Source organism: Acidovorax sp. M2(2025) (genome assembly GCF_049330835.1).
Classification (GTDB): domain Bacteria; phylum Pseudomonadota; class Gammaproteobacteria; order Burkholderiales; family Burkholderiaceae_C; genus Acidovorax.
On sequence record NZ_CP186262.1, the window covers coordinates 162,736 to 182,061 of the forward strand.

The 19,326-nt window shown below is 70.4% G+C and carries 22 protein-coding genes; 13 read left to right on the forward strand and 9 right to left on the reverse strand.

What is annotated here, in order from left to right:
• The first annotated feature begins 3 nt into the window (after positions 1–3).
• From ACOYR3_RS00740 to ACOYR3_RS00750, 3 genes are all read left to right on the forward strand, one after another.
• Positions 4–693, forward strand: a complete 690-nt coding sequence (locus ACOYR3_RS00740; RefSeq protein WP_422844626.1) for a glutathione S-transferase family protein — start codon at positions 4–6, stop codon at positions 691–693.
• 98 nt (positions 694–791) lie between these two features.
• Complete coding sequence (locus ACOYR3_RS00745; protein ID WP_422844627.1) at positions 792–1,160, forward strand: DUF1428 domain-containing protein; 369 nt, start codon at positions 792–794, stop codon at positions 1,158–1,160.
• A 261-nt stretch (positions 1,161–1,421) separates the two neighbouring features.
• The gene (locus ACOYR3_RS00750; RefSeq protein WP_422844628.1) at positions 1,422–2,513 is read left to right on the forward strand and encodes a pirin family protein; all 1,092 of its coding nucleotides are present in this window, start codon (positions 1,422–1,424) and stop codon (positions 2,511–2,513) included.
• Positions 2,514–2,554: 41 nt separating this feature from the next.
• On the opposite strand, the gene ACOYR3_RS00755 is transcribed toward ACOYR3_RS00750, so the two are convergent.
• Positions 2,555–3,106: a response regulator gene (locus ACOYR3_RS00755; RefSeq protein WP_422844629.1), complete on the reverse strand. Its 552-nt coding sequence runs from the start codon at positions 3,104–3,106 to the stop codon at positions 2,555–2,557.
• Between the two features lie 299 nt (positions 3,107–3,405).
• Between ACOYR3_RS00755 and ACOYR3_RS00760 the strand changes: the two genes are divergently transcribed.
• The gene (locus tag ACOYR3_RS00760; RefSeq protein WP_422844630.1) at positions 3,406–3,879 is read left to right on the forward strand and encodes an FKBP-type peptidyl-prolyl cis-trans isomerase; all 474 of its coding nucleotides are present in this window, start codon (positions 3,406–3,408) and stop codon (positions 3,877–3,879) included.
• A gap of 48 nt (positions 3,880–3,927) precedes the next feature.
• Here the strand turns inward: ACOYR3_RS00760 and ACOYR3_RS00765 are convergent, their stop codons facing one another.
• Complete coding sequence (locus tag ACOYR3_RS00765; protein ID WP_422844631.1) at positions 3,928–5,061, reverse strand: thiolase family protein; 1,134 nt, start codon at positions 5,059–5,061, stop codon at positions 3,928–3,930.
• A 52-nt stretch (positions 5,062–5,113) separates the two neighbouring features.
• A complete protein-coding gene (locus ACOYR3_RS00770) occupies positions 5,114–5,950 on the reverse strand; it encodes an SDR family NAD(P)-dependent oxidoreductase (protein ID WP_422844632.1) in 837 nt (278 codons plus the stop codon).
• Positions 5,951–6,066: 116 nt separating this feature from the next.
• Here ACOYR3_RS00770 and ACOYR3_RS00775 point away from each other — a divergent pair, with 116 nt between their 5' ends.
• A complete protein-coding gene (locus ACOYR3_RS00775; protein ID WP_422844633.1) occupies positions 6,067–6,663 on the forward strand; it encodes a TetR/AcrR family transcriptional regulator in 597 nt (198 codons plus the stop codon).
• A 102-nt stretch (positions 6,664–6,765) separates the two neighbouring features.
• Here ACOYR3_RS00775 and ACOYR3_RS00780 read toward each other — a convergent pair whose 3' ends face one another.
• Entirely contained in the window at positions 6,766–7,086 is a 321-nt protein-coding gene (locus ACOYR3_RS00780) for a hypothetical protein (protein WP_422844634.1), read from the reverse strand.
• A 115-nt stretch (positions 7,087–7,201) separates the two neighbouring features.
• The gene (locus ACOYR3_RS00785) at positions 7,202–8,125 is read right to left on the reverse strand and encodes a LysR substrate-binding domain-containing protein (protein ID WP_422844635.1); all 924 of its coding nucleotides are present in this window, start codon (positions 8,123–8,125) and stop codon (positions 7,202–7,204) included.
• 133 nt (positions 8,126–8,258) lie between these two features.
• Here ACOYR3_RS00785 and ACOYR3_RS00790 point away from each other — a divergent pair, with 133 nt between their 5' ends.
• On the forward strand, positions 8,259–8,915 hold the full coding sequence (locus tag ACOYR3_RS00790; RefSeq protein WP_422844636.1) for a glutathione S-transferase family protein: 657 nt from the start codon (positions 8,259–8,261) through the stop codon (positions 8,913–8,915).
• A complete protein-coding gene (locus ACOYR3_RS00795; protein WP_422844637.1) occupies positions 8,912–9,940 on the forward strand; it encodes a pyridoxamine 5'-phosphate oxidase family protein in 1,029 nt (342 codons plus the stop codon). Before ACOYR3_RS00790 ends, ACOYR3_RS00795 begins: the two co-directional genes overlap by 4 nt.
• Before the next feature lie 48 nt (positions 9,941–9,988).
• On the opposite strand, the gene ACOYR3_RS00800 is transcribed toward ACOYR3_RS00795, so the two are convergent.
• Both ACOYR3_RS00800 and ACOYR3_RS00805 read right to left on the reverse strand, forming a co-directional pair.
• A complete protein-coding gene (locus tag ACOYR3_RS00800) occupies positions 9,989–10,909 on the reverse strand; it encodes a TIGR03915 family putative DNA repair protein (RefSeq protein ID WP_422844638.1) in 921 nt (306 codons plus the stop codon).
• Between the two features lie 4 nt (positions 10,910–10,913).
• A complete protein-coding gene (locus ACOYR3_RS00805; protein WP_422844639.1) occupies positions 10,914–12,188 on the reverse strand; it encodes a putative DNA modification/repair radical SAM protein in 1,275 nt (424 codons plus the stop codon).
• A gap of 174 nt (positions 12,189–12,362) precedes the next feature.
• Between ACOYR3_RS00805 and dinG the strand changes: the two genes are divergently transcribed.
• The 6 genes from dinG (at position 12,363) to ACOYR3_RS00835 (ending at position 17,531) form a co-directional block, all read left to right on the forward strand.
• Entirely contained in the window at positions 12,363–14,522 is a 2,160-nt protein-coding gene (dinG, locus tag ACOYR3_RS00810) for an ATP-dependent DNA helicase DinG (protein ID WP_422844640.1), read from the forward strand.
• 63 nt (positions 14,523–14,585) lie between these two features.
• Positions 14,586–14,945, forward strand: coding sequence for a zinc ribbon domain-containing protein YjdM (locus ACOYR3_RS00815; RefSeq protein WP_422844641.1), 360 nt, complete (start codon positions 14,586–14,588; stop codon positions 14,943–14,945).
• A 180-nt stretch (positions 14,946–15,125) separates the two neighbouring features.
• Positions 15,126–15,626 carry a pyridoxamine 5'-phosphate oxidase family protein gene (locus tag ACOYR3_RS00820; protein ID WP_422844642.1) on the forward strand — a complete coding sequence of 167 codons (501 nt, stop codon included), beginning with the start codon at positions 15,126–15,128 and terminating at the stop codon, positions 15,624–15,626.
• A gap of 277 nt (positions 15,627–15,903) precedes the next feature.
• On the forward strand, positions 15,904–16,515 hold the full coding sequence (locus tag ACOYR3_RS00825; RefSeq protein WP_422844643.1) for a PolC-type DNA polymerase III: 612 nt from the start codon (positions 15,904–15,906) through the stop codon (positions 16,513–16,515).
• Between the two features lie 238 nt (positions 16,516–16,753).
• Positions 16,754–17,005 (forward strand): DUF3297 family protein, encoded by a 252-nt coding sequence (locus tag ACOYR3_RS00830; RefSeq protein ID WP_422844644.1) that lies wholly within the window; start codon positions 16,754–16,756, stop codon positions 17,003–17,005.
• A 34-nt stretch (positions 17,006–17,039) separates the two neighbouring features.
• Positions 17,040–17,531, forward strand: a complete 492-nt coding sequence (locus ACOYR3_RS00835) for a ribonuclease HI family protein (RefSeq protein WP_422844645.1) — start codon at positions 17,040–17,042, stop codon at positions 17,529–17,531.
• A gap of 6 nt (positions 17,532–17,537) precedes the next feature.
• Here the strand turns inward: ACOYR3_RS00835 and ACOYR3_RS00840 are convergent, their stop codons facing one another.
• The gene (locus ACOYR3_RS00840; protein WP_422844646.1) at positions 17,538–18,830 is read right to left on the reverse strand and encodes an RNA polymerase sigma factor; all 1,293 of its coding nucleotides are present in this window, start codon (positions 18,828–18,830) and stop codon (positions 17,538–17,540) included.
• A 9-nt stretch (positions 18,831–18,839) separates the two neighbouring features.
• Positions 18,840–19,250, reverse strand: coding sequence for a VOC family protein (locus ACOYR3_RS00845; protein WP_422844647.1), 411 nt, complete (start codon positions 19,248–19,250; stop codon positions 18,840–18,842).
• Positions 19,251–19,326 lie beyond the last annotated feature (76 nt).

The window sequence follows — 19,326 nt, forward strand, 5'->3', positions numbered from 1 at the left end:
CCGATGAACCCCGCAACGAAACCCGGCGCGGCCACGCTCGCGCTCTACGGCCATCCCTTCTCGTCCTACACCCAGAAGGTGCTGACCGCGCTGTACGAAAACGGCACGCCGTTCGAGCTGCGCAATCTCGACCCCGCTGAACCAGTCAGCCATTCCGCCGACTGGTTGCGCCGCTGGCCCCTGGCCAAGTTTCCGGTGCTGGTGGACGGCGACCGCACGGTGGTGGAAAGCAGCATCGTGATCGAGCACCTGCAGCTCGCGCACCCGGGGCCCGTGCCCTTGATTCCGCACGACCCCGCCGCGGCGCTGGAGGTGCGGTTCATGGACCGCTTCTTCGACCTGCATGTGATGGCGCCCGTGCAGCACGCGGTGAACGCCGCGCTAACCGGCGATGCCGACCGCCGCGCCGAAGGCGTGGCCTGGGCCACCGACAAGCTGGAAAAGGCCTATGCCTGGCTGGAGGGCGCCTGGGGCGGCCGCACCTGGGCCACGGGTGAGCCGTTCACCATGGCCGATTGCGCCGCGGCGCCCGCGCTGTTCTATGCCGACTGGACGCATCCCATTGCAGCCACGTACCCGCAGCTGCGCGCCTACCGCGCGCGGCTGCTGGCCCGCCCGTCGTTTGCGCAGGCGGTGGAGGGCGGGCGCCCTTACCGCCATTACTTCCCGCTCGGGGCGCCCGACCGCGACTGAGCTGGGGCTGCAACCGCACATAAGCGGTCGCAGTTCGTCGCGTGAATGCGAGGCGCGCAGGGCGCCTCGCCGAAGTACCAACCCACAGGAGTCCACCCATGACCTACATCGATGGTTTCGTGATCGCAGTCCCCACCGCCAACAAGCAGCAGTTCATCGAGCATGCGCGCCAGCTGGACCCGATATTCCTGGAGCTGGGCGCCTTGCGCGTCATCGAAGGCTGGGGCGATGACGTCCCGGACGGCAAACTCACCGATTTCCGCCGGGCCGTCCAGGCCACGGCCGAGGAGACGGTGGCCTTTTCGTGGGTCGAATGGCCGGACAAAGCCACGCGCGACGCGGGCATGAAAAAGATGATGGAGGACCCTCGCATGGATCCGTCCACACCCGGACACCTGCCCATGCCTTTCGATGGCAAGCGCATGATCTTTGGCGGCTTTGAACCGGTGGTCGAGGTGAAGGCTTGAGCAGCAAGCAGCCGTTGGCAGCGCGCTGGACAACCGTCCCTTTGATACAAAAACGATAGCGCTTTGCGCTGGATGGACGGGCGCCAGGGGATTTTTTGGCCGGATCTGCCGGGACAGTGCGAGCGGCACAGCGCCCACCACTGTCCCGCCCTCCGCACCACACTGTTCCACCGTCCGCCCTTTTCCTCAGGCACCATGGGTCCCATATTCCACCGGCATGCCGCCCGGTCGTGGCGGTTCACCACATGAGGAGCCTTTCGCATGGCATCGCCCACCCCTGCTGATCCTGCTGCAGCCACCGCCCTTGCACCCATCCTGCGCGCGCAACTGCTGGGCCCGCAGTGGCCCACGATGGACCCGTTTCTCTTTTGCGCCCACCACGACGATGCCTACCCCGCAGGCAACGGCGCCTTCGCGCCCGCCGTGCCGCTGGAGGACCGCCAGATCGGCAGCGACTTCAGCGGCAAGGACGGCTGGAGCATGTACCACGGCGACCCCGTGCCCGGCTTTCCGGGCCACCCGCACCGCGGCTTTGAAACCGTGACGCTGGTGCGCAAGGGCCTGATCGACCACTCCGACTCGCTGGGCGCGGCCGCGCGCTTTGGCGGCGGGGACGTGCAGTGGGTCACGGCCGGCAAGGGCATCGTGCACTCCGAGATGTTCCCGCTGCTCAACGCCGAGGGCCCCAACCCGCTGGAGCTCTTCCAGATCTGGCTGAACCTGCCGGCGAAGAGCAAGATGGTGGAGCCCCACTTCACCATGCTGTGGAACGAGCGCATTCCGCGCCGCGTGCATGTGGACGCCGCCGGCCGCAAGACCACGGTGACGGTGGTGGCCGGCGCGCTGCCGGGCGCGGCCGACCCGCTGGCACCGCCGCCCGAATCCTGGGCCTCGCAGCCGGAGGGCGACGTGGCCATCTGGACGCTGCACCTGGAGCCCGGCGCGGAGTGGACGCTCCCCGCCGCAAAGGGTGCGAAGGGCGACGAGGGCACGCAGCGCATGCTGTACTTCTTCGTGGGCGACCGCCTGCGCGTGGGCCCGCAGGAGGTGGACCGCCACGCCGCGCTGCACGTGCGGGCCGGCCAGGACTGGCAGCTCACGAACACGGGCACCACCGCCGTGGAATGCCTGGTGCTGCAAGGCCGCCCCATTGCCGAGCCCGTGGCGCAGTACGGCCCCTTCGTGATGAACACGCAGGCCGAGATCGTGCAGGCCATGAACGACTACCGCCGCACCCAGTTCGGCGGCTGGCCCTGGCCGGTGCAGGACCCGGTGCACGGCGCCACGCCGCGCCGCTTTGCGCGCTACCCGGGCCAGGACGCGGAAGAGCGCCCGGAGGCGGCCGCGGCCTGACGGCGTAACGGCATGCCCGCGTGGGCGTGGCGGCGTGGGCGCTACGGCACCGACGGCGTCAGCGCCGGTGCCGCGGCATCGCTGCGGCGGCGGGGGATGAGCTCCCCGTCGAGCATCGTCTCGATGCGCGCAAAGATCTCGTGGCGCGAAAACGGCTTCTTCATGAAGTCGTCGGCGCCGATGCGGTTGGCATAGAACTGCTCGGTGGCGTGCTCGTTGCCGCTGACCATGATCACGGGAATGTGCTGCCAGGCGGGTGTCTTGCGGATCACGCGCAGGGCGTTGAAGCCGTTCATGCCCGGCAGGACGATGTCCAGGAAGATCAGTTCCGGCGCCGGCTCGTGCGCCAGCTGGGCCAGGCCCTGTTCGGCGTCCAGGGCCTCGCGGGTTTCATAGCCCGCCGAGCGCAGCGTCTTGCGCAGCACGGCCACCACGGTCGGCGAGTCGTCGATGATGAGCACGCGGGTGCCCCGGCGTGCGTTGACCCGCTTGCGCCGCCGCCGATCCACGGGCGCGGCGGGCGGCACGGCGGCGGCCTGGGGCGCGCCTGTCGGCTTGCGCACGCTGCTCAAAAGCCGGTCAAAAATGCTCATGGTGCTGGCTCGTTTCGTTCGGGTTGAGCGCCGGAAGCGCCCGGCCTGCGCGAAAGCATCCCAAAAACGCCCGGCCCAGTCGCGCGGTCAGCTCAACAAAGTGCAAAGTATTCCAGATTCGGCCGCCGGGAGCCCCGAAACCATTTCCACCCACTGCGCGGCCGGTGGCGCTGCGGAGAGTCCCCGGCCCCGCGAGGCGCCCCGCGGCTCGTGGACAATGCGCGGTGACCGCCCGCCCGCCGGCATGGCCGCGCGGCCGGCGCCCCTTCTTCCCGTGTCTGAAAAGCCCAAGGACCTCCATGGCCACCATCACCAAAGATTCTGCCGTCACCCTCACCTACAAGGTCACCACGCCCCAGGGCAAGCCGCTGGACGCGGGCTCCCTGGCCTACCTGCACGGCGGGTATGAAAACATTTTCCCCAAGGTCGAGGCGGCCCTGGAAGGCCAGGCCGTGGGCTACAGCACCACGCTGCAGCTGGCGGTGGAAGACGCCTTCGGCGCGCGCGACGAAAGCCTGGTGCGCACCATCCCCAAGAGCGAGTTCCCGCCCGGGGTGAAGGTCGGCGGCCAGCTGCAGGGCGTGGGCAACGACGGCCAGCCCGCCGTGTTCAATGTGGTCAAGATCAAGGGCCCCGAGGTGCACCTGGACGGCAACCACCCGCTGGCGGGCCAGGCCCTGGTCTTCAGCTGCAAGGTGACGGACGTGCGGCCGGCCAGCGCCGAAGAGATCGCGCACCGGCACGTGCACGGCGCGCACGGCCACCACCACTGAGATGTAAAACACGTCCCGCAACGTGCCGCCGCGGAACCGCTACGGAGGCTACAGCGCCTGCAGCACCGTCGCGATGCCCTGCCCGCCGCCAATGCACTGCGTGGCCAGCGCGTAGCGGCCCTTCTCGCGCTGCAGCAGCGTGGCCGCCTTGCCCGTGATGCGGGCCCCCGTGGCGCCCAGCGGGTGGCCGATGGCCAGGCCGCCGCCGTCCAGGTTGATGGTCTCCCCGGAGAGGCCCAGCTCGCGGATGCAGGCAATGGCCTGCGAACTGAACGCCTCGTTGATCTCCACCACATCCAGGTCCGCCGCCGACAGGCCCGCGCGCGCCAGCGCCTTGCGCGTGGCGGGCACCGGGCCCATGCCCATGTACGCAGGGTCCACGCCGGCCGTGGCCATGGCGCGGATGCGCGCATGGGGCGCCAGGCCGTGGCGGGCCGCGTAGGCCTCGGTCGTCACCAGCACCGCGACGGCGCCATCGGTGAGCGGCGACGAGGTGCCCGCCGTCACCACCCCGTCCTCGCGGAAGGCCGGGCGCAGCGCGGCCAGGGCCTCGGCGTGGGTGCCGGGGCGGATGCAGCCGTCCTGCGCCACGGATTCACCGCTTTCCAGGGGCACGGGCACGATCTCGGCCTGCAGCCGGCCGGCCTCGCGCGCCGCGGCGGCCTTGCGGTGCGAGGCCACGGCTAGGGCCTCCTGCTCCCCGCGGGACACCTGGTAGCGCCGCGCCACGTTCTCAGCCGTCTCGCCCATGCTGATGTAGGCGTCGCTGTGCTCGTACAGCGTGGGGTGGGCCGAAAAGTTGAAGCCGCCCTGCGGCACCATCGTCATGGACTCCACGCCGATGCACAGGTACGCCTCGCCCAGCCCGGCCTCGATCTGCGCAGCGGCGATGTGGATGGCCGACATGGACGAGCCGCAAAAGCGGTTCACCGTCATGCCGCCCACCTCGTGCGGCAGGCCGGCGAGCAGCGCGACGATGCGCGCGATGTTGTTGCCCTGCGCGGCTTCCGGGTAGGCGCACCCGGCGATCACGTCTTCCAGCGTGGCCGGGTCGATGCCCGTGCGCTGCAGCAGCCCGGTGACGGCGTGCGCGGCCAGGGTGTCGGGGCGCACGCCGGCCAGCGCGCCCTTGCGGGCAAAGTGGAAGGGCGTGCGGGCGTAGGCCGTGATCAGGGCTTGCATGGAGCGGGTCTCCTGGAGCGTTGTGGGGAAGGGGGTGCAACGGGTCGAGGTGTCATGCCGCGGCGGCGGGCGCCCGCGTGTAGCGCGTGGCGGGCTGCTGCAGCGACAGGAAGGGGCCGAGCGCGCGGCGCGCGTCCTCCAGGGCATTCCATTCATGCACCGCCTCCAGCGAGGGAATGGTCACGGCCTCGCCCTGGTCCAGCCCGGCCAGGGCGGCGTCCACCAGCGCATCCACGTCCATCAGCATCGCTTGCGGCAGGTGGTGCAAGGGGGTGCCGGAGCGGTCCCAGATCTCGGTGCGCGTGGCGCCCGGCATCACCGCCTGCACGCGCACGCCTTGCGGGCCCAGCTCCTGCTGCAGCGACCGCGTGAGGTTCAGCACATACGCCTTGGTACCGCTGTAGGTGCCGCTGAACATCTCGGGCACCAGCGCCAGCACCGAGGCAATGTTGACCAGCGTGCCCGCCTTGCGCGCCGCAAAGGCCTTGGCGGCCGCGGCGGCCAGGCGCGTGGGCGCCAGCACGTTCAGGGCAATCATGCGCTCCACGGCATCGATGTCGGCCGTGGCCAGCGTGCCGCTCACGGCCATGCCGGCGTTGTTCACCAGCAAGGTGATGCGCGCATCGGCCTGCAGGCGCTGCTCCACCCGGGCCAAGTCGGCGCGGTCGGTCAGATCGGCCTGCAGCACCTCGGCCTGCACGCCGGCCTCGCGCTGCAGCCGCCCGGCCAGTGCGGACAGGCGGGCCCCATCGCGGGCCACCAGCACCAGGTCGTAGCCGCGGCGCGCCAGCCGGTCCGCATACACGGCGCCGATGCCCGACGAGGCGCCGGTGATGAGGGCAACGCCCAGCGAGGGGCGGGTGGACGGGCTGGCTGCAGCGGTGTTCATGAGGAGCTCCTGCGGAAGTTTTAGATGATGATCGTCACGTTTAAATTATATGACGACCATCATTTAAAATGTCAAGCCAGCGTTTCAGGGGCAGGGCGCCCGCAGGGAGATCGGCAATGAAAGTCAGCAAGGAGCAGATGGCGGAAAACCGCGAGCGCATCCTCGATGCGGCCGCGCAGTTGTTCCGCGAAAAGGGGTTTGACGGCATCGGCGTGGCCGACCTCATGAAGAGCGCCGGGCTCACGCACGGCGGCTTCTACGGACACTTTGCGTCCAAGGACGAGTTGATGGCGCAGGCCAGCGCGCGCGCGCTGCAGCGCTTGCAGGCCGCGTGGTCGGCCATAGCACGCGAGGCCGCGGCCCACGGGCAGGAGCCGCTGGCGGCCATTGAAGCGGCCTACCTCTCCCCGCGCCACCGCGACGCGCCCGGCCAGGGCTGCCTGCTGGCCGCGCTGGGCAGCGATACGGCCCGCCAGGGCCCGGCCGTGCGCCGCGCCGTCACCGAAGGGGTGCGCGCCCAGGTGGACGGGCTGGCCGGCCTGGTGCCCGGCCGCACCAAGGCCGCCAAGCGCCAGCGCGCGCTGGCCGACTACGCCAGCCTGGTCGGCGCCATGGTGCTGGCGCGCGCAGTGGACGACCCTGCGCTGTCGGACGAGATCCTCCACGCCGCGGCGGCGGCGCTGCGCCTGCCCGCGGCAGCCCCCGCACAGTGAGGCCGCGGCCTCCGCACGGGCCGCGCTTCGGCGGGGACGACACGGGGGTGCCAAAAGCAAAAAAGCCCGCGATGCGGGCTTTTTTGGAGGCTGCTGAAGCGCTTACTTGGCGGCTTCGGGAGCAGCGGCCGGAGCGGCCTTCTCTGCCTTCTTCTCGGCGGTGGCGCGGACCTTCTTGGCCTTGTGCTTCTTCACGACCTTCTTCTCAGCCGGTGCGGAGGCTGCGGCGGCCGGGGCGGCAGGCGTAGCGGGCGTTGCCTTCACTGCGGACTTGGCGTCTTCCTTGGCGGCCGGTGCTGCGGGGGTCGCGGGGGTCGCGGCCGCTGCCGGTGTGGCAGGCGCTGCAGGTGCAGCAGCCGGTGCCTGGGCAAACGAGGCCACAGCGAAGAAACCAGCAAAAAGGGCAGCGATGAGCTTGTTCATGAGAGGCATCCTTTCCATTCGGATCAACCGCCCGGCAACGCGCCGGACTTGAACCTACAACGGCCCGCGCGGAAGGGCCGATGACACGGCCGTTGAACGGTTTGGCAACCAGGTGTTACGGCCGCCGCGACACGCTGAGCCCCCGCCCCTGCAGCACCGGCTCCTGGGCCAGCCGCTCGCGCGCGAACGCCACGAAGGCCCGCACCTTGGCCGGTGCGCGCCGGCCCGCGGGGTACACGACGTGCACCGGCACGGGCGGGGGCTCGTGGTCGGCCAGCACGGTGCGCAACCGTCCCGCGCGCAGACCCGCGGCCGCCTGGTAGGCCAGGCAGCGCGTGAGGCCCAGGCCGGCCTCGGCGGCGGCGATGTCCACCTCGTTGCTGTTGCTGATCCAGGCGAACTGCGGCTGGCCCACCGCCCCGTCGCGGAACTTCCAGGGCGCCGGGGCCTGCGCATCAAAGGCAAAGCCGATGGCCCGGTGCGCGGCCAGGTCCGCCGGGTGGCGGGGCCGGCCGTGCTGCGCCAGGTACGCGGGCGACGCCACCACCAGCCGGCGCAGCGCACCGACCTGCACGGCCGTGAGCCCCGAGTCCGGCAGGTGCGCGATGCGGACGGCGACATCCATGCCCTCTTCCAGCAGGTGCACCAGGCGGTTGACGAACAGCGTGCGCACCTGCACGCGCGGCTGCGCCTGCACGAAGTCGCGCACGATGGGCGCCACATGCTGGATGCCGAACATCTGCGGTGCCGTGATGCACAGCTGGCCCTGCGCCTCGGCCTGCGCTCCGCTGGCGGCCTGCTCCGCTTCGTGCAGGTCGTTCAGGAGCGGACGGCAGTCGGCCAGGAAGCGTTCGCCGGCCTCGGTCAGGCGCACGACGCGCGTGCTGCGCTGGAACAGAAGCACGCCAAGGCGGGCCTCCAGCGCCGCGATGCCACGCGTGGCCGCCGCGGCCGAGCAGCCCAGGCGCCGGGCGGCCGCGGCAAAGCCGCCCGCATCGGCCACCGCCACAAAGCAGCGCAGGGTATCGAGGTGGTCCATTGTTGCAGCAAGCGAAATTGTGAAAGACGCACTATCGCCATTCCCACCGCGCAGCGCAATAGCTAACGTTCGGGCCTTCTGCTTCTCTTCTGCTTCTTCTTGTGCTTGCGTACCGTTTACAAAGGATTCGCCCATGACCTCCCGCACGGCTCCCACCACCCCGCTCACGCTGCACCGCACGGCCATTTCGGGCCACTGCCACCGCGTGGAACTGCTGCTGTCCCTGCTGGGCCTGCCGTACCGGCTGGTGGACGTGAACCTGCTGCGGGGCGAACACCAGTTAGCCGCGCACCGCGCGCTGAACCCGCTGGGGCAGGTGCCCGTGCTGGTGGACGGCGATGTGGTGCTGAGCGACAGCAACGCCATCCTGGTCTACCTGGTGCAGCGCTACGCGCCCGGCAGTGCCTGGATGCCGCAAGACCCGGTCGGCCAGGCGCAGCTGCAGCGCTGGTTCAGCCTGGCCGCCGGGCTGCTGGCCACGGGCATTGCCGGCCCCCGTTTTGCCACGCTGACGGGCAAGCCCATCAACGAGACGGTGCAGGCCCAGGGGCGGCGGCTGCTGGACTTTCTGGAAACCTCGCTGCAGGGGCGCGACTGGCTGCTGGGCGGCGCCGCGCCCAGCCTGGCGGATGTGGCCCTGGTCAGCTACACCTCGCAGGCCCATCTGGCCGGGCTGCCGCTGGCCCCCGCCTACCCCGGCATCGCCGCCTGGGTGGCACGCCTGCAGGCGCTGCCCGGCTACGTGCCGCTGCAGGACCACCTGGATCCCCAGCCCGCGGGGGCCGCATGAACCCGCGGCCCCTGGGCGCCGGCGGCGCGGCGCCACCCAGTGCCTGGCACCCCGGCGAGCAGGCATTGCAGGCCCGTGCCGGCGTGCGCGAGCGCATGGCCGCCGTGGGCGAGGTGGTGGTGCGCGACCACATGCCCGACCAGCACCGCGAACTGTTTGAAAAGCTGCCCACGCTGCTGCTGGGCGCACTCGACGCACACGGCCAGCCCTGGGCCACACTGCTGGCAGGCCCGCCCGGCTTTGTGCGCACGCCCCACGCGCAGCAGATGGACATTGCGGCCGCCATGGACCCAGCCGATCCCGCGCTGGCGGCCCTGGCCGCGCACGGCCCCGGCGCCCCGGTGGGCGTGCTGGGGCTGGAGCCGCACACGCGCCGCCGCAACCGCATGAACGGCCGGGTGGCGGGCTGGGGCTCGCAGCAGGGCCTGTCGATTGCCGTGGCACAGAGCTTTGGCAACTGCCCCAAGTACATCCAGGCGCGCACGCCTGGCTTGCGGGCCGCCGTCACCCCACCGCAGCCCGCGCAGCCGCTGGGGCCCTCACTGGACGCAGCGGCGCGGGCATTGATCGCGCGCAGCGACACGCTGTTCATCGCCAGCGCCTCGGCCGCCCGGCCCGGTCTGCAGAGGGGGGAGGGTGTGGATGTGTCGCACCGCGGGGGCGAGCCGGGCTTTGTGCACGCGCAGCCCACGGCCGGGGGCCTGGAGCTGCGGCTGCCCGACTACCCCGGCAACCTGTTCTTCAACACGCTGGGCAATCTGGCCCGGCACCCGCTGGCCGGGCTCTTGTGGGTGGACTACGACGACGGCGGCCTGCTGCACGTGGCCGCGCGTGCCGAGCTGCTGTGGAGCGAGGCCGACCGTGCGCCCTGGCCGGGCGCGCAGCGTGTGCTGCGGCTGCAGGTGCTGGGCGGGGTGTGGCGCGCACAGGCGCTGCCCTGGCGGTGGACGGCGGCGCAGCCCGCGCCGCAGTTCCATGCGATGCGCCAGGCCGAGGGCGTTCAGGGGCTGCGCCCACCCACCTGAACCGTTCACGCTGAGCCTGTCGAAGCGCCGCGCAAGGCTTCGACAGGCTCAGCCCGAACGGGTGTGTGAGCGCTGTTTGTCCGGCTCAACAAGCGCTGGTGGGCCTTTAACGCCGCTGTCACGCCGCAGCGGCGCAATCGCCTTGCGCGGCGTGGTGGGCCCGGCCGCCACCATCTGCGCACTGCGCTCGTGCGCGGTCTGCGCCAGTTCGGTGATGAGCGCGGCCTCGGGCAGGTTGTGCCAGTAGCGCGTGGGCATCTCTTTTTTCATCATCGAGAGCTTGAGCCGCGCGGGGTTGAAGATGTGGCGGTAGTAGGTGAGCCACAGCGCCTCGCCCGCGTCGGGCGGCGGCGCGTCGCTGCGCTGCGCGCCGGGGCCGGTGTGCAGCCGCTGGCCGTCCCAGCGCACGCTGGCGTCGGGCGTGAGGAGGGCCCAGCGCATCTGCGTGAAGCGGCGGATGAAGAAGCCCGCATTGGCCACGGTGATGTAGTGGTCGGGCTCGAACCAGGCCATGTGCAGGGTCTGGCCATCCGGCTCCACCACGGGCCGAAAGCGCACAAAGGCGTGCATCTTGTGCATGTCGCGCCCCACGGCGCGGGCCATGTGGTGGGCCTGCAGGCGGTCGGCGTCCAGCGGGTCGTGCCGCGCGGCGTTGGCCTCTGTGCCGCCTTGGGCCATGCGCCACAGCAGGCGGTACATCAGCGCGAAGCGGGCCGGGTCGCGGTGCAGGATGAGCTGCTCGCACAGGCGCACAAAGTCGGGCGGCACGCGCAGTGGCGGCGCATCGGCAGCCGGGCAGGGAAGGGTTTCGCCAGCGGGCTCGGGCGCAAACAGATCGTTGGCCGCATCGGCGCGGCAGCGCCAGTCCACGGCCTGTGGGGGCACGTCGGCTTGCACGAGGGCGCGCGCGGCGGTGCGAAAGCCGGGCCAGTCGGTGGGGTGGTCCAGCGTGATGGTGTGGCGCTGCACGGCGTCAGAACAAACTGCGCTGCACCGGCGGCGGGGTCAGTTGCGCCGCCAGGTCCGCCGCCTCCAGGGCGCGCCCGGGCCGGTAGTCCGCAGCCTCCACAAAGGGCAGCACCTTCTTGAGCGGCACATGCAGCCGCGCCAGGTCGGCATGCCGCAGGCGGCGCACGCGGCGGGCGGCCAGCAGGCGATCCACCGTCTGCACGCCAAAGCCGGGCACGCGCAGCAGCAGCTCGCGCGGGGCGGTGTTGAGGTTGACCGGAAAACGCTCGCGGTGCGCCAGCGCCCACGCCAGCTTGGGGTCCATGTCCAGCGCCAGCATGCCCACTTGAGCGGGTGGAACGATCTCGTCGTGGGTGAAGCCGTAAAAGCGCATCAGCCAGTCGGCCTGGTACAGCCGGTGCTCACGCACCGTGGGCGGCGCAGCCAGCGGCAGGGCGCGGGCCGCATCAGGGATGGGGCTGAAGGCCGAGTAGTACACGCGCCGCAGCCGGTGCACGCCGTACAGGCGGGCACTGGTGGCGAGGATGGTGCGGTCGTCCGTCGCATCGGCCCCCACGATCATCTGCGTGCTTTGCCCGCCGGGCGCAAACAGCGGCGCACTGGCCCGGCGCGTGGTGCGCGATTGCGGCATCGACACGATGGCCTGCGCGGCTTGCTCCTTACGCGCGGCGCGCGATTCGCCAATGTGCACGGCCATGCGGGCCATGGAGCGGTCGATGGCACCACTGTCTTTCTCCGGCGCCAGGGCCGTGAGGCTCTCGGCCGTGGGCAGCTCGATGTTGATGGACAAACGGTCCGCATAGCGGCCGGCGCGCTGCATCAGCTCGGGCGATGCGTCGGGAATGGTCTTGAGGTGGATGTAGCCGCGGAAGTCGTGTTCCTCGCGCAGCACGCGGGCCACCTCCACCACCTGCTCCATGGTGTAGTCGGGGCTCTGGATGATGCCGCTGGACAGGAACAGCCCCTCAATGCAATTGCGGCGGTAGAAGTCCAGCGTGAGCTGCACCACCTCATCGACCGTGAAGCGCGCCCGGGGCACGTTGCTGGTCACGCGGTTCACGCAGTACAGGCAGTCGTACTGGCAGAAGTTGGTGAGCAGAATCTTGAGCAGCGAGATGCAGCGGCCGTCCGGCGCATAGCTGTGGCAGATGCCCATGCCCTCGGTCGAGCCCATGCCGCGCCCGCCCAACGAGTTGCGCGGCGCAGCGCCGCTCGACGCGCACGAGGCGTCGTACTTGGCCGCGTCGGCCAGAATGGCGAGTTTGGACTGCAACGACACGGGGCACCTTCTTCAGCAGGCGCCCGGCACCGGCCGGGGTTGCAATAACTGTGTTTTCATCCAGTTATTATCTGGCAACCGGCGCCCTTGCGGGGCCCTGGTCTGCACGCCCGCGTTAACATCTGGGTTTTCATCCAGCTCCGGGCGCGCCACCGGAACCCCACCGATTCCCGTATGTCTCCCAAGGAATGGGCCGCACAGGCCCTGCAAGCATTTGATGCGGTCGTGCAAGCCACCGACGGGTTTCGCAGCCGCGCCGGGCAGCGGCGGATGGCCGAACAGGTGGCGCACACCTTCAGCAACGCCACCCTGGGCAAGGTGGACGAGGACGGCGACGGCGATGCGCCCACGCGCTCGATTGCCGTCATCCAGGCGGGCACGGGCGTGGGCAAGTCGCTGGCGTACTGCGCGCCGGCCATCGCCCTGGCGCTGGCGCGCGGCACGCGGGTGCTGATTTCCACCGCCACGGTGGCGCTGCAGGAGCAGCTGGTGCACAAGGACCTGCCGGCGCTGGCCGCGCGCATGCCGCAGCCCTTCAAATTTGCGCTGGCCAAGGGGCGCGGCCGCTACGTGTGCAAGCTCAAGCTCGACCGCCTGGCGGGCACGGGTGAGGCCGATGCGGCCGACGACGACCTGTTTGCCGAGGAAGAGGCCGCCGAGCGCGCCAAGCGCCCGCGGCAGGAGACCGAGGCGCGCATCCAGTTCTATTCGACGATGGCGCAGACGCTCTCGAAAGGCGCCTGGGACGGCGACCGGGACAGCCTGGAAACACCGCCCGAACCCGAGGTGTGGAGCCCGGTGGCGGCCGAGGGCGCGTCGTGCACCGGCAAGCACTGCCCGGCCTTCAGCCAGTGCACCTACTACGACAAGCGCAAGGAACTGGTGGGCGCGCAGGTGATCGTGGCCAACCATGACCTGCTGCTGTCCTCGCTGGGCGCCCGCGTGCTGCCCGAGCTCGACAACTGCCTGCTGGTGCTGGACGAGGCCCACCACCTGCCCGCCACCGCGCTGCAGCAGTTCGCCTGCAGCATGGACCTGTCGCGCATCACCTGGATCGAGCGCTTGTCCAGCCGCGGGCTGCGCATCGGGGCACTGCTGGAGGTCGAAGAGATCGCCGACATCCCCAAACACGCGGCCCAGCTTCGCCAGACCCTGCAGGACCTGGCGCGCATCGTGATGGATGTGTACGGCACCGCACTCAAGAGCCAGAAGGACACCTGGGGCCCGGCGCGCGTGCGCGTTCCGCGGGGCGAACTGCCCGAACAGTTGATTGCACCGCTGGGCCTGCTGGCTGCGAGTTCCGAGGGCTTTCTCGAAGCCCTGCGTGCCATCAGCAAGGCGCTGCGCGCCGAAATGCGCGACAAGCCCGACGAGGCCAAGCGCCTGTCCACGCTGTACGCCCAGATCGGCATGCTGGCGCCGCGCCTGGAAGAGCTGCACGCCACCGCGCAGCTGCTGCTGCAGGATGCGCCCGAGGGCGCCGTGCCCGCGTCCAAATGGTTCACGCTGGAGACGGACGGCGACTTCATCGTGGTGAAGGCGCACGCCAGCCCCATCCTGCCGGGCACGACGCTGCGCAACCACCTGTGGAGCGCGGTGCGCGGGGCGGTGCTGACCTCGGCCACGCTCACCAGCTGCGGCAGCTTTGATTTCTTCCTGCGCGAAACGGGCCTGCACGGCGACGATGCCACCACCACGCTGGAAGTGGCCAGTCCTTTCGACTACGCCGCCCAGGGCACGCTGGTGGCGGCCGAGACGCGCGCCGACCCCAAGAACGCCGCGCAGTTCACCGCCGAGATGGTCGATGCGCTGTTGCACGACATTGCCCACGTGGAATACGGCGCGCTGGTGCTGTTCACCTCGCGCGAGCAGATGCGCCAGGCCGTGGACGCGCTGCCCACCGCCATGCGCAGCGTGGTGCTGGTGCAAAACGCGCTGCCGCGCACGCAGCTGCTCAAGCGCCACCGCGAGCGGGTGGACAACGGCGAGCCCTCGGTCATCTTCGGCATGCAGTCCTTCGGCGAAGGGCTGGACCTGCCCGGGCGGCTGTGCGAGTCGGTCTTCATCACCAAGCTGCCCTTTGCCCCGCCCGACGACCCGGTGGGCGAGGCCCGCGCCGAGTGGCTGCGCGCCGTGGGGCGCGACCCGTTCAGCGAGCTGGTGGTGCCCGCCACCGCCATCCGCCTGGCGCAATGGGTGGGCCGCGCCATCCGCACCGAGGAAGACCAGGCCCATGTGTACTGCTACGACAAGCGCCTCACGCGCACCAGCTACGGGCAGCGGCTGCTCAAGGGCCTGCCGCCGTTCGCGCTGCAGCAGCGGGCAGCCTTGTGACGCATTTTTCCGTGTTTCCCCAAAACCATTCCAACAACGATCGATAGAAAGAAAGAGAACACCATGAGCACCTCCACCCCTCCGGCATGTCCCCAGTGCGGCCTGGAAAACACCTACCCCGACGGAAGCAACTACGTGTGCCCCGACTGCGCCTTTGAGTGGCCGCAGGTGGCCGAGGCGGCGGAGGCTGACGCCGATGCGGGGGACGGCATCGTGCGCGATGCCAACGGCAACCCCCTGGCCGACGGCGATGCGGTGATCCTGGTGAAGGACCTCAAGGTGAAGGGCTCTTCGTCCACCCTCAAGAAGGGCACCAAGATCAAGAGCATCCGGCTGGTGGACGGCGCCGACGGCCACAACGTGGACTGCAAGACGGACCTGGGCAGCATGCTGCTGAAGTCGGAGTTCCTGAAGAAGGCCTGACGCTGGCGCAGCACGCCAGCCCCTGGGCCTGCCGCCGCGCGGCGCGGCCCTGTCAGACAAATGCCCACATCCAGCCGGGCAAGCTGCCGATGGCCCGCCCCTCGCGCAGCTTGCACAGTGGACCGATGCGCCCGTGCCGATCACGGGCCGGTTCCGATCCCCCCACCCGCTGGAGACTCCATGGCACACGACACCCCCGCCCACGAAACCTTGTGGAAACTCATCAAGGACATTCGCTTCGGGATGCTGACCCACCGCACGGCCACCGGTATGCTGCACGCCCATCCGCTCACCACGCAGAACCGCAGCATGGACGAGCAGGCCGAGCTGTATTTCTTCATTCCCAAGTCGGGCGAGCTGTACGAGCGGCTGCTGACCGACGGCGAGGTGAACGTGTCCTATGCCGACCCGGGCCAGGACAGCTACGTGTCGCTGTCGGGCCAGGTGCGCTTCGTGGACGACCCGGTGGAAAAGCAAGCCCTGTGGTCCACCGGGGCGCAGGCGTGGTTCCCCGGCGGGCCCACCGACCCGGACGTGGTGCTGCTGGCGGTGCGCATCCGCCACGCGGAATTCTGGGACGTGAAAGCCAACAAGATGGTGCAGCTGTTCCAGATGGCCAAGGCCGCCGTCACCGGCGAGCCCCCGCGCCTGGGCGAGCACCAGAAGGTGGCGCTGCCCTGAGCGTTGCCCCACGGCTGCAGGCGGCTCCCACCGTGCCGGAGGGAGGCTCCATGAGCACAAAGCGCTCCAGCCACGCTGCACGTATCGGCAGCCGCAACCAGGAGCCATCTCGCGGCGGACCAACGGGCTGCGGGACACCCGGCCCGGGCTAAGCTTCGCCGCTGTACTCTCATGCACGCGAGGTGACACAGCGGGGCTTGGCAGCGCAAGCGCCCGCCAGCGGCACAATGCGGGCAGCGCGTCCGGCGCTGCCTTTGTTCTTGTGCTGCTGCCTGCCATGCCTCCTATCGCCGTCATCGACTTTGAAACCACCGGCGTCTCGCCCGGCCAGGGCGCGCGTGCCACCGAGGTCGCCATCGTGCTGCTGGAAAAAGGCCAGGTGGTGGACCGGTTTCAGAGCCTGATGAAAACCGGCGCGTGGATTCCCCCGTTCATCACGCAGCTCACCGGCATCACCAACGCCATGGTGGCGTCCGCGCCGGACGCGGCCGGCGTGATGGCCGACGCGGCGCGCTTCGTGGGCGATGCCCCCATGGTGGCGCACAACGCCGCGTTCGACAGCAAGTTCTGGCAGGCCGAGCTGGCCCACGCCGGCCTGGCCGCGCCCCAGCCGTTTGCGTGCACGGTGCTGCTGTCGCGCCGCCTGTACCCGCAGGCGCCCAGCCACAAGCTGGGCACGCTGGTGGACTACCACGGCCTGCCCCGCACCGGCCAGGCCCACCGTGCGCTGGCGGACGCCGAAATGGCCGCCGCGCTGCTGGCACGCATCCAGCACGACCTGCGCACCCACTGGCACGTGGCCGAGCCCAGCCATGCGCTGCTGCAGGCCGTGCAGCGCTGCGCCCGGCCGGCCGTGCCGGCCCTGCTGGCGCGGCACGCGGCGGCTTAAAGCTGGAACGCTATATTTTTGATAGCTTCTCGCGCTTTATCCATAAGCACTGGAAGCCAATTTCATTAAAATTGAGGGCCCGTGGCGTGCAGCGCTGCGGCGTCCCAGGGCGCGACAACGGGTTTTGCTGGCATGCAACGCCGGGGTACGCAACCCGCCACGCGGGAGCGGGCCCGCAAAAGCCGGAGAATCGGCGCTTTCCTTTTTTCAGCTGCGGCCCCCGGGCCGCGAATTTGCCATGAACGACGCCGCTACCACGCCTCCTCCCTTGCCCGACCGCCTGTCGGTGGACCCCCGCAGCCCGCACCACGTGGCCGCCGTTTTCCAGCACGACATCGGCATCCGCTTCAACGGCAAGGACCGCACCGATGTGGAGGAATACTGCCTCAGCGAAGGCTGGGTGAAGGTGCCCGCCGGCAAGACGGTGGACCGCAAGGGCCAGCCGCTGATGATCAAGCTCAAGGGCAAGGTCGAGGCTTTCTACAAGTGACATCCCGCCGGGCGGCTGCGCATCAGCGCTTGCCATGAACGAAAGCAGCCCTCCGCCGGCCTGGGTCATCCATTGCGACGGCAGTGCCTGGCCCAACCCGGGGCGCATGGGGCTGGGGGCGGTGGTAACGGGGCCTGACGGAGCGGTGCGGCACCAGGTTTCCGAAGCCACGACCTTCACCGGCTGCAACAACGAAGCCGAGTTGCGCGCACTGATGCACGCGCTGCGGTGGCTGGCGCAGCAAGGGCTGGCGGCATCGACCCCGGTGCAGGTGTTCAGCGACAGCAGCGTGCTGGTGGAGCAGCTGGGTGGCCGCCCGGCGGCGCCGCTGGCGCGGCTGGCCCCGTTGTTTGACGAGGCGCGCAGCGTGCTGCACAGGTTCGACAACGTTCGCTTGCAGTGGATTCCGCGCCACCGCAACGGCGCCGCCGACACCCTGGCGCGCACCGCGCTGGGGCTGGCCCCCAAGGCGGCCACGCCGCCCAGCCAGCGCGACCGGAAGAAGCCGAAGAAAAAGCGGCGCTGACGGCTCTTAGCCGCACGCGCGGGCCATCAGCAGCGCTTTCTCCTGCGCGTTGCGCGTGAGGCTGGCTGCGCGCTTGAACTCGGCGCGCGCCTCGTCCCCGCGGCCCAGCTTGGCCAGCAGGTCGCCGCGCACGCTGGGCAGCCAGTGGTAGTGCCGCAGGGACGGATGCGCCGCCAGTTCGTCCACCAGCGCCAGCGCGGCCTGCGGACCTTCGGCCATGCCCACGGCCACCGCGCGGTTCAGGGCCACCACGGGCGAGGGCGCCACCTGCAGCAAGGCGTCGTACAGGGCCAGGATGTGCTGCCAGTCGGTGTCTTCGGCGCGCCGCGCCCGCGCGTGGCAGGCGGCAATGGCGCCTTGCAGCGCATAAGGCCCCCAGGCGTGTCCGGCACGGGCCAGCTGCTCGGCCCTGTCCAGCGCGGCCAGGCCGCGGCGCACGAGCAGGTGGTCCCATCGCGTGCGGTCCTGATCCATGAGCAGCACGGGGCGGCCGTGGACGTCGGCGCGGGCGGGCAGGCGCGAAGCCTGCAGCTCCAGCAGCGCCACCAGGCCCTGCACCTCGGGCTCGTCGGGCGCCAGCGTGGCCAGCACGCGCGCCAGGCGCTGGGCCTCGCCGCACAGCGCGGGGCGCATCCAGTCGTCGCCAGCGGTGGCGGCATAGCCTTCGTTGAAGATGAGGTAGATGACCTCCAGCACCGACGCGAGGCGCGGCGCGCGCTCGGCGGCGCCCGGCACCTCGAACGGCACCTGCGCGGCGGCCAGGCTGCGCTTGGCGCGCACGATGCGCTGGGCCACCGTGGGCTCGGGCACGAGAAAGGCGCGCGCGATCTCGCCGGTGGTGAGGCCCCCCAGCAGCCGCAGCGTGAGCGCCACGCGGCCCTCGGTGGGCAGCACGGGGTGGCAGGCGGTGAAGACCAGGCGCAGCAGGTCGTCGCCAATGCCGTCCTGCTCGGCGTGCAGCAGGGTGTCCAGCACATCGGGCGCGTACTGGGCCTCCAGCGCCTGCAGGTCCAGGCCCAGAGCTTCGTTTTCGCGCGCGTGCAGCGCCTGCTGGCGCAGGTGGTCGATGGCGCGGCGCTTGGCGGTGGTCATGAGCCACGCGGCCGGGTTGGCCGGCAGGCCGGCGGCAGGCCAATGCTCCAGCGCGGCCACCAGCGCGTCCTGCGCCAGCTCTTCGGCACGGCCCACGTCGCGCGTCATGCGCGCCACGCTGGCGATGATGCGCGCGGCCTCGATGCGCCACACCGACGCAATGGTGCGGTGCAGGGCGTCGGGGCCGGGCAGGGCGGATTCGTTCACGCCGACCGCTTAACCCAGGGCCTGGCTGGCGTCCACCATGTGCACGAACTCCCAGGTGTGGCCGTCCAGGTCGTCAAAGCTGCGCGAGTACATGAAGCCCAGGTCCTGCGCCGGGCGCGGCGTGGCGGCGCCCGCGGCCACGGCACGGTCCACCAGCGTGTCCACGGCATCGCGGCTTGGGCACGACAGGCACACCAGCACTTCGGAGGTGGTGTGCGCATCGGCAATCGCCTTGCTGGTGAAGGTCTGGTAGAAGTCCCGCACCAGCAGCATCACGAACAGGTTGTCGCCCACCACCAGGCAGGCGCCCTGGTCGTTGGTGAACTGGGGGTTGAAGTGGTAGCCGAGGGCTTTGAAAAACGCCTGCGAGCGCGCCATGTCGGCAATGGGCAGGTTGACGAAGATCTGTGCGTGGTGCATGGGAAAACTCCTTGGGGGTGGTGACGGTAAAGGGAACGGGGCCGCTTGGCAAAGCGGGGCGGGCAGAGCACCGCAT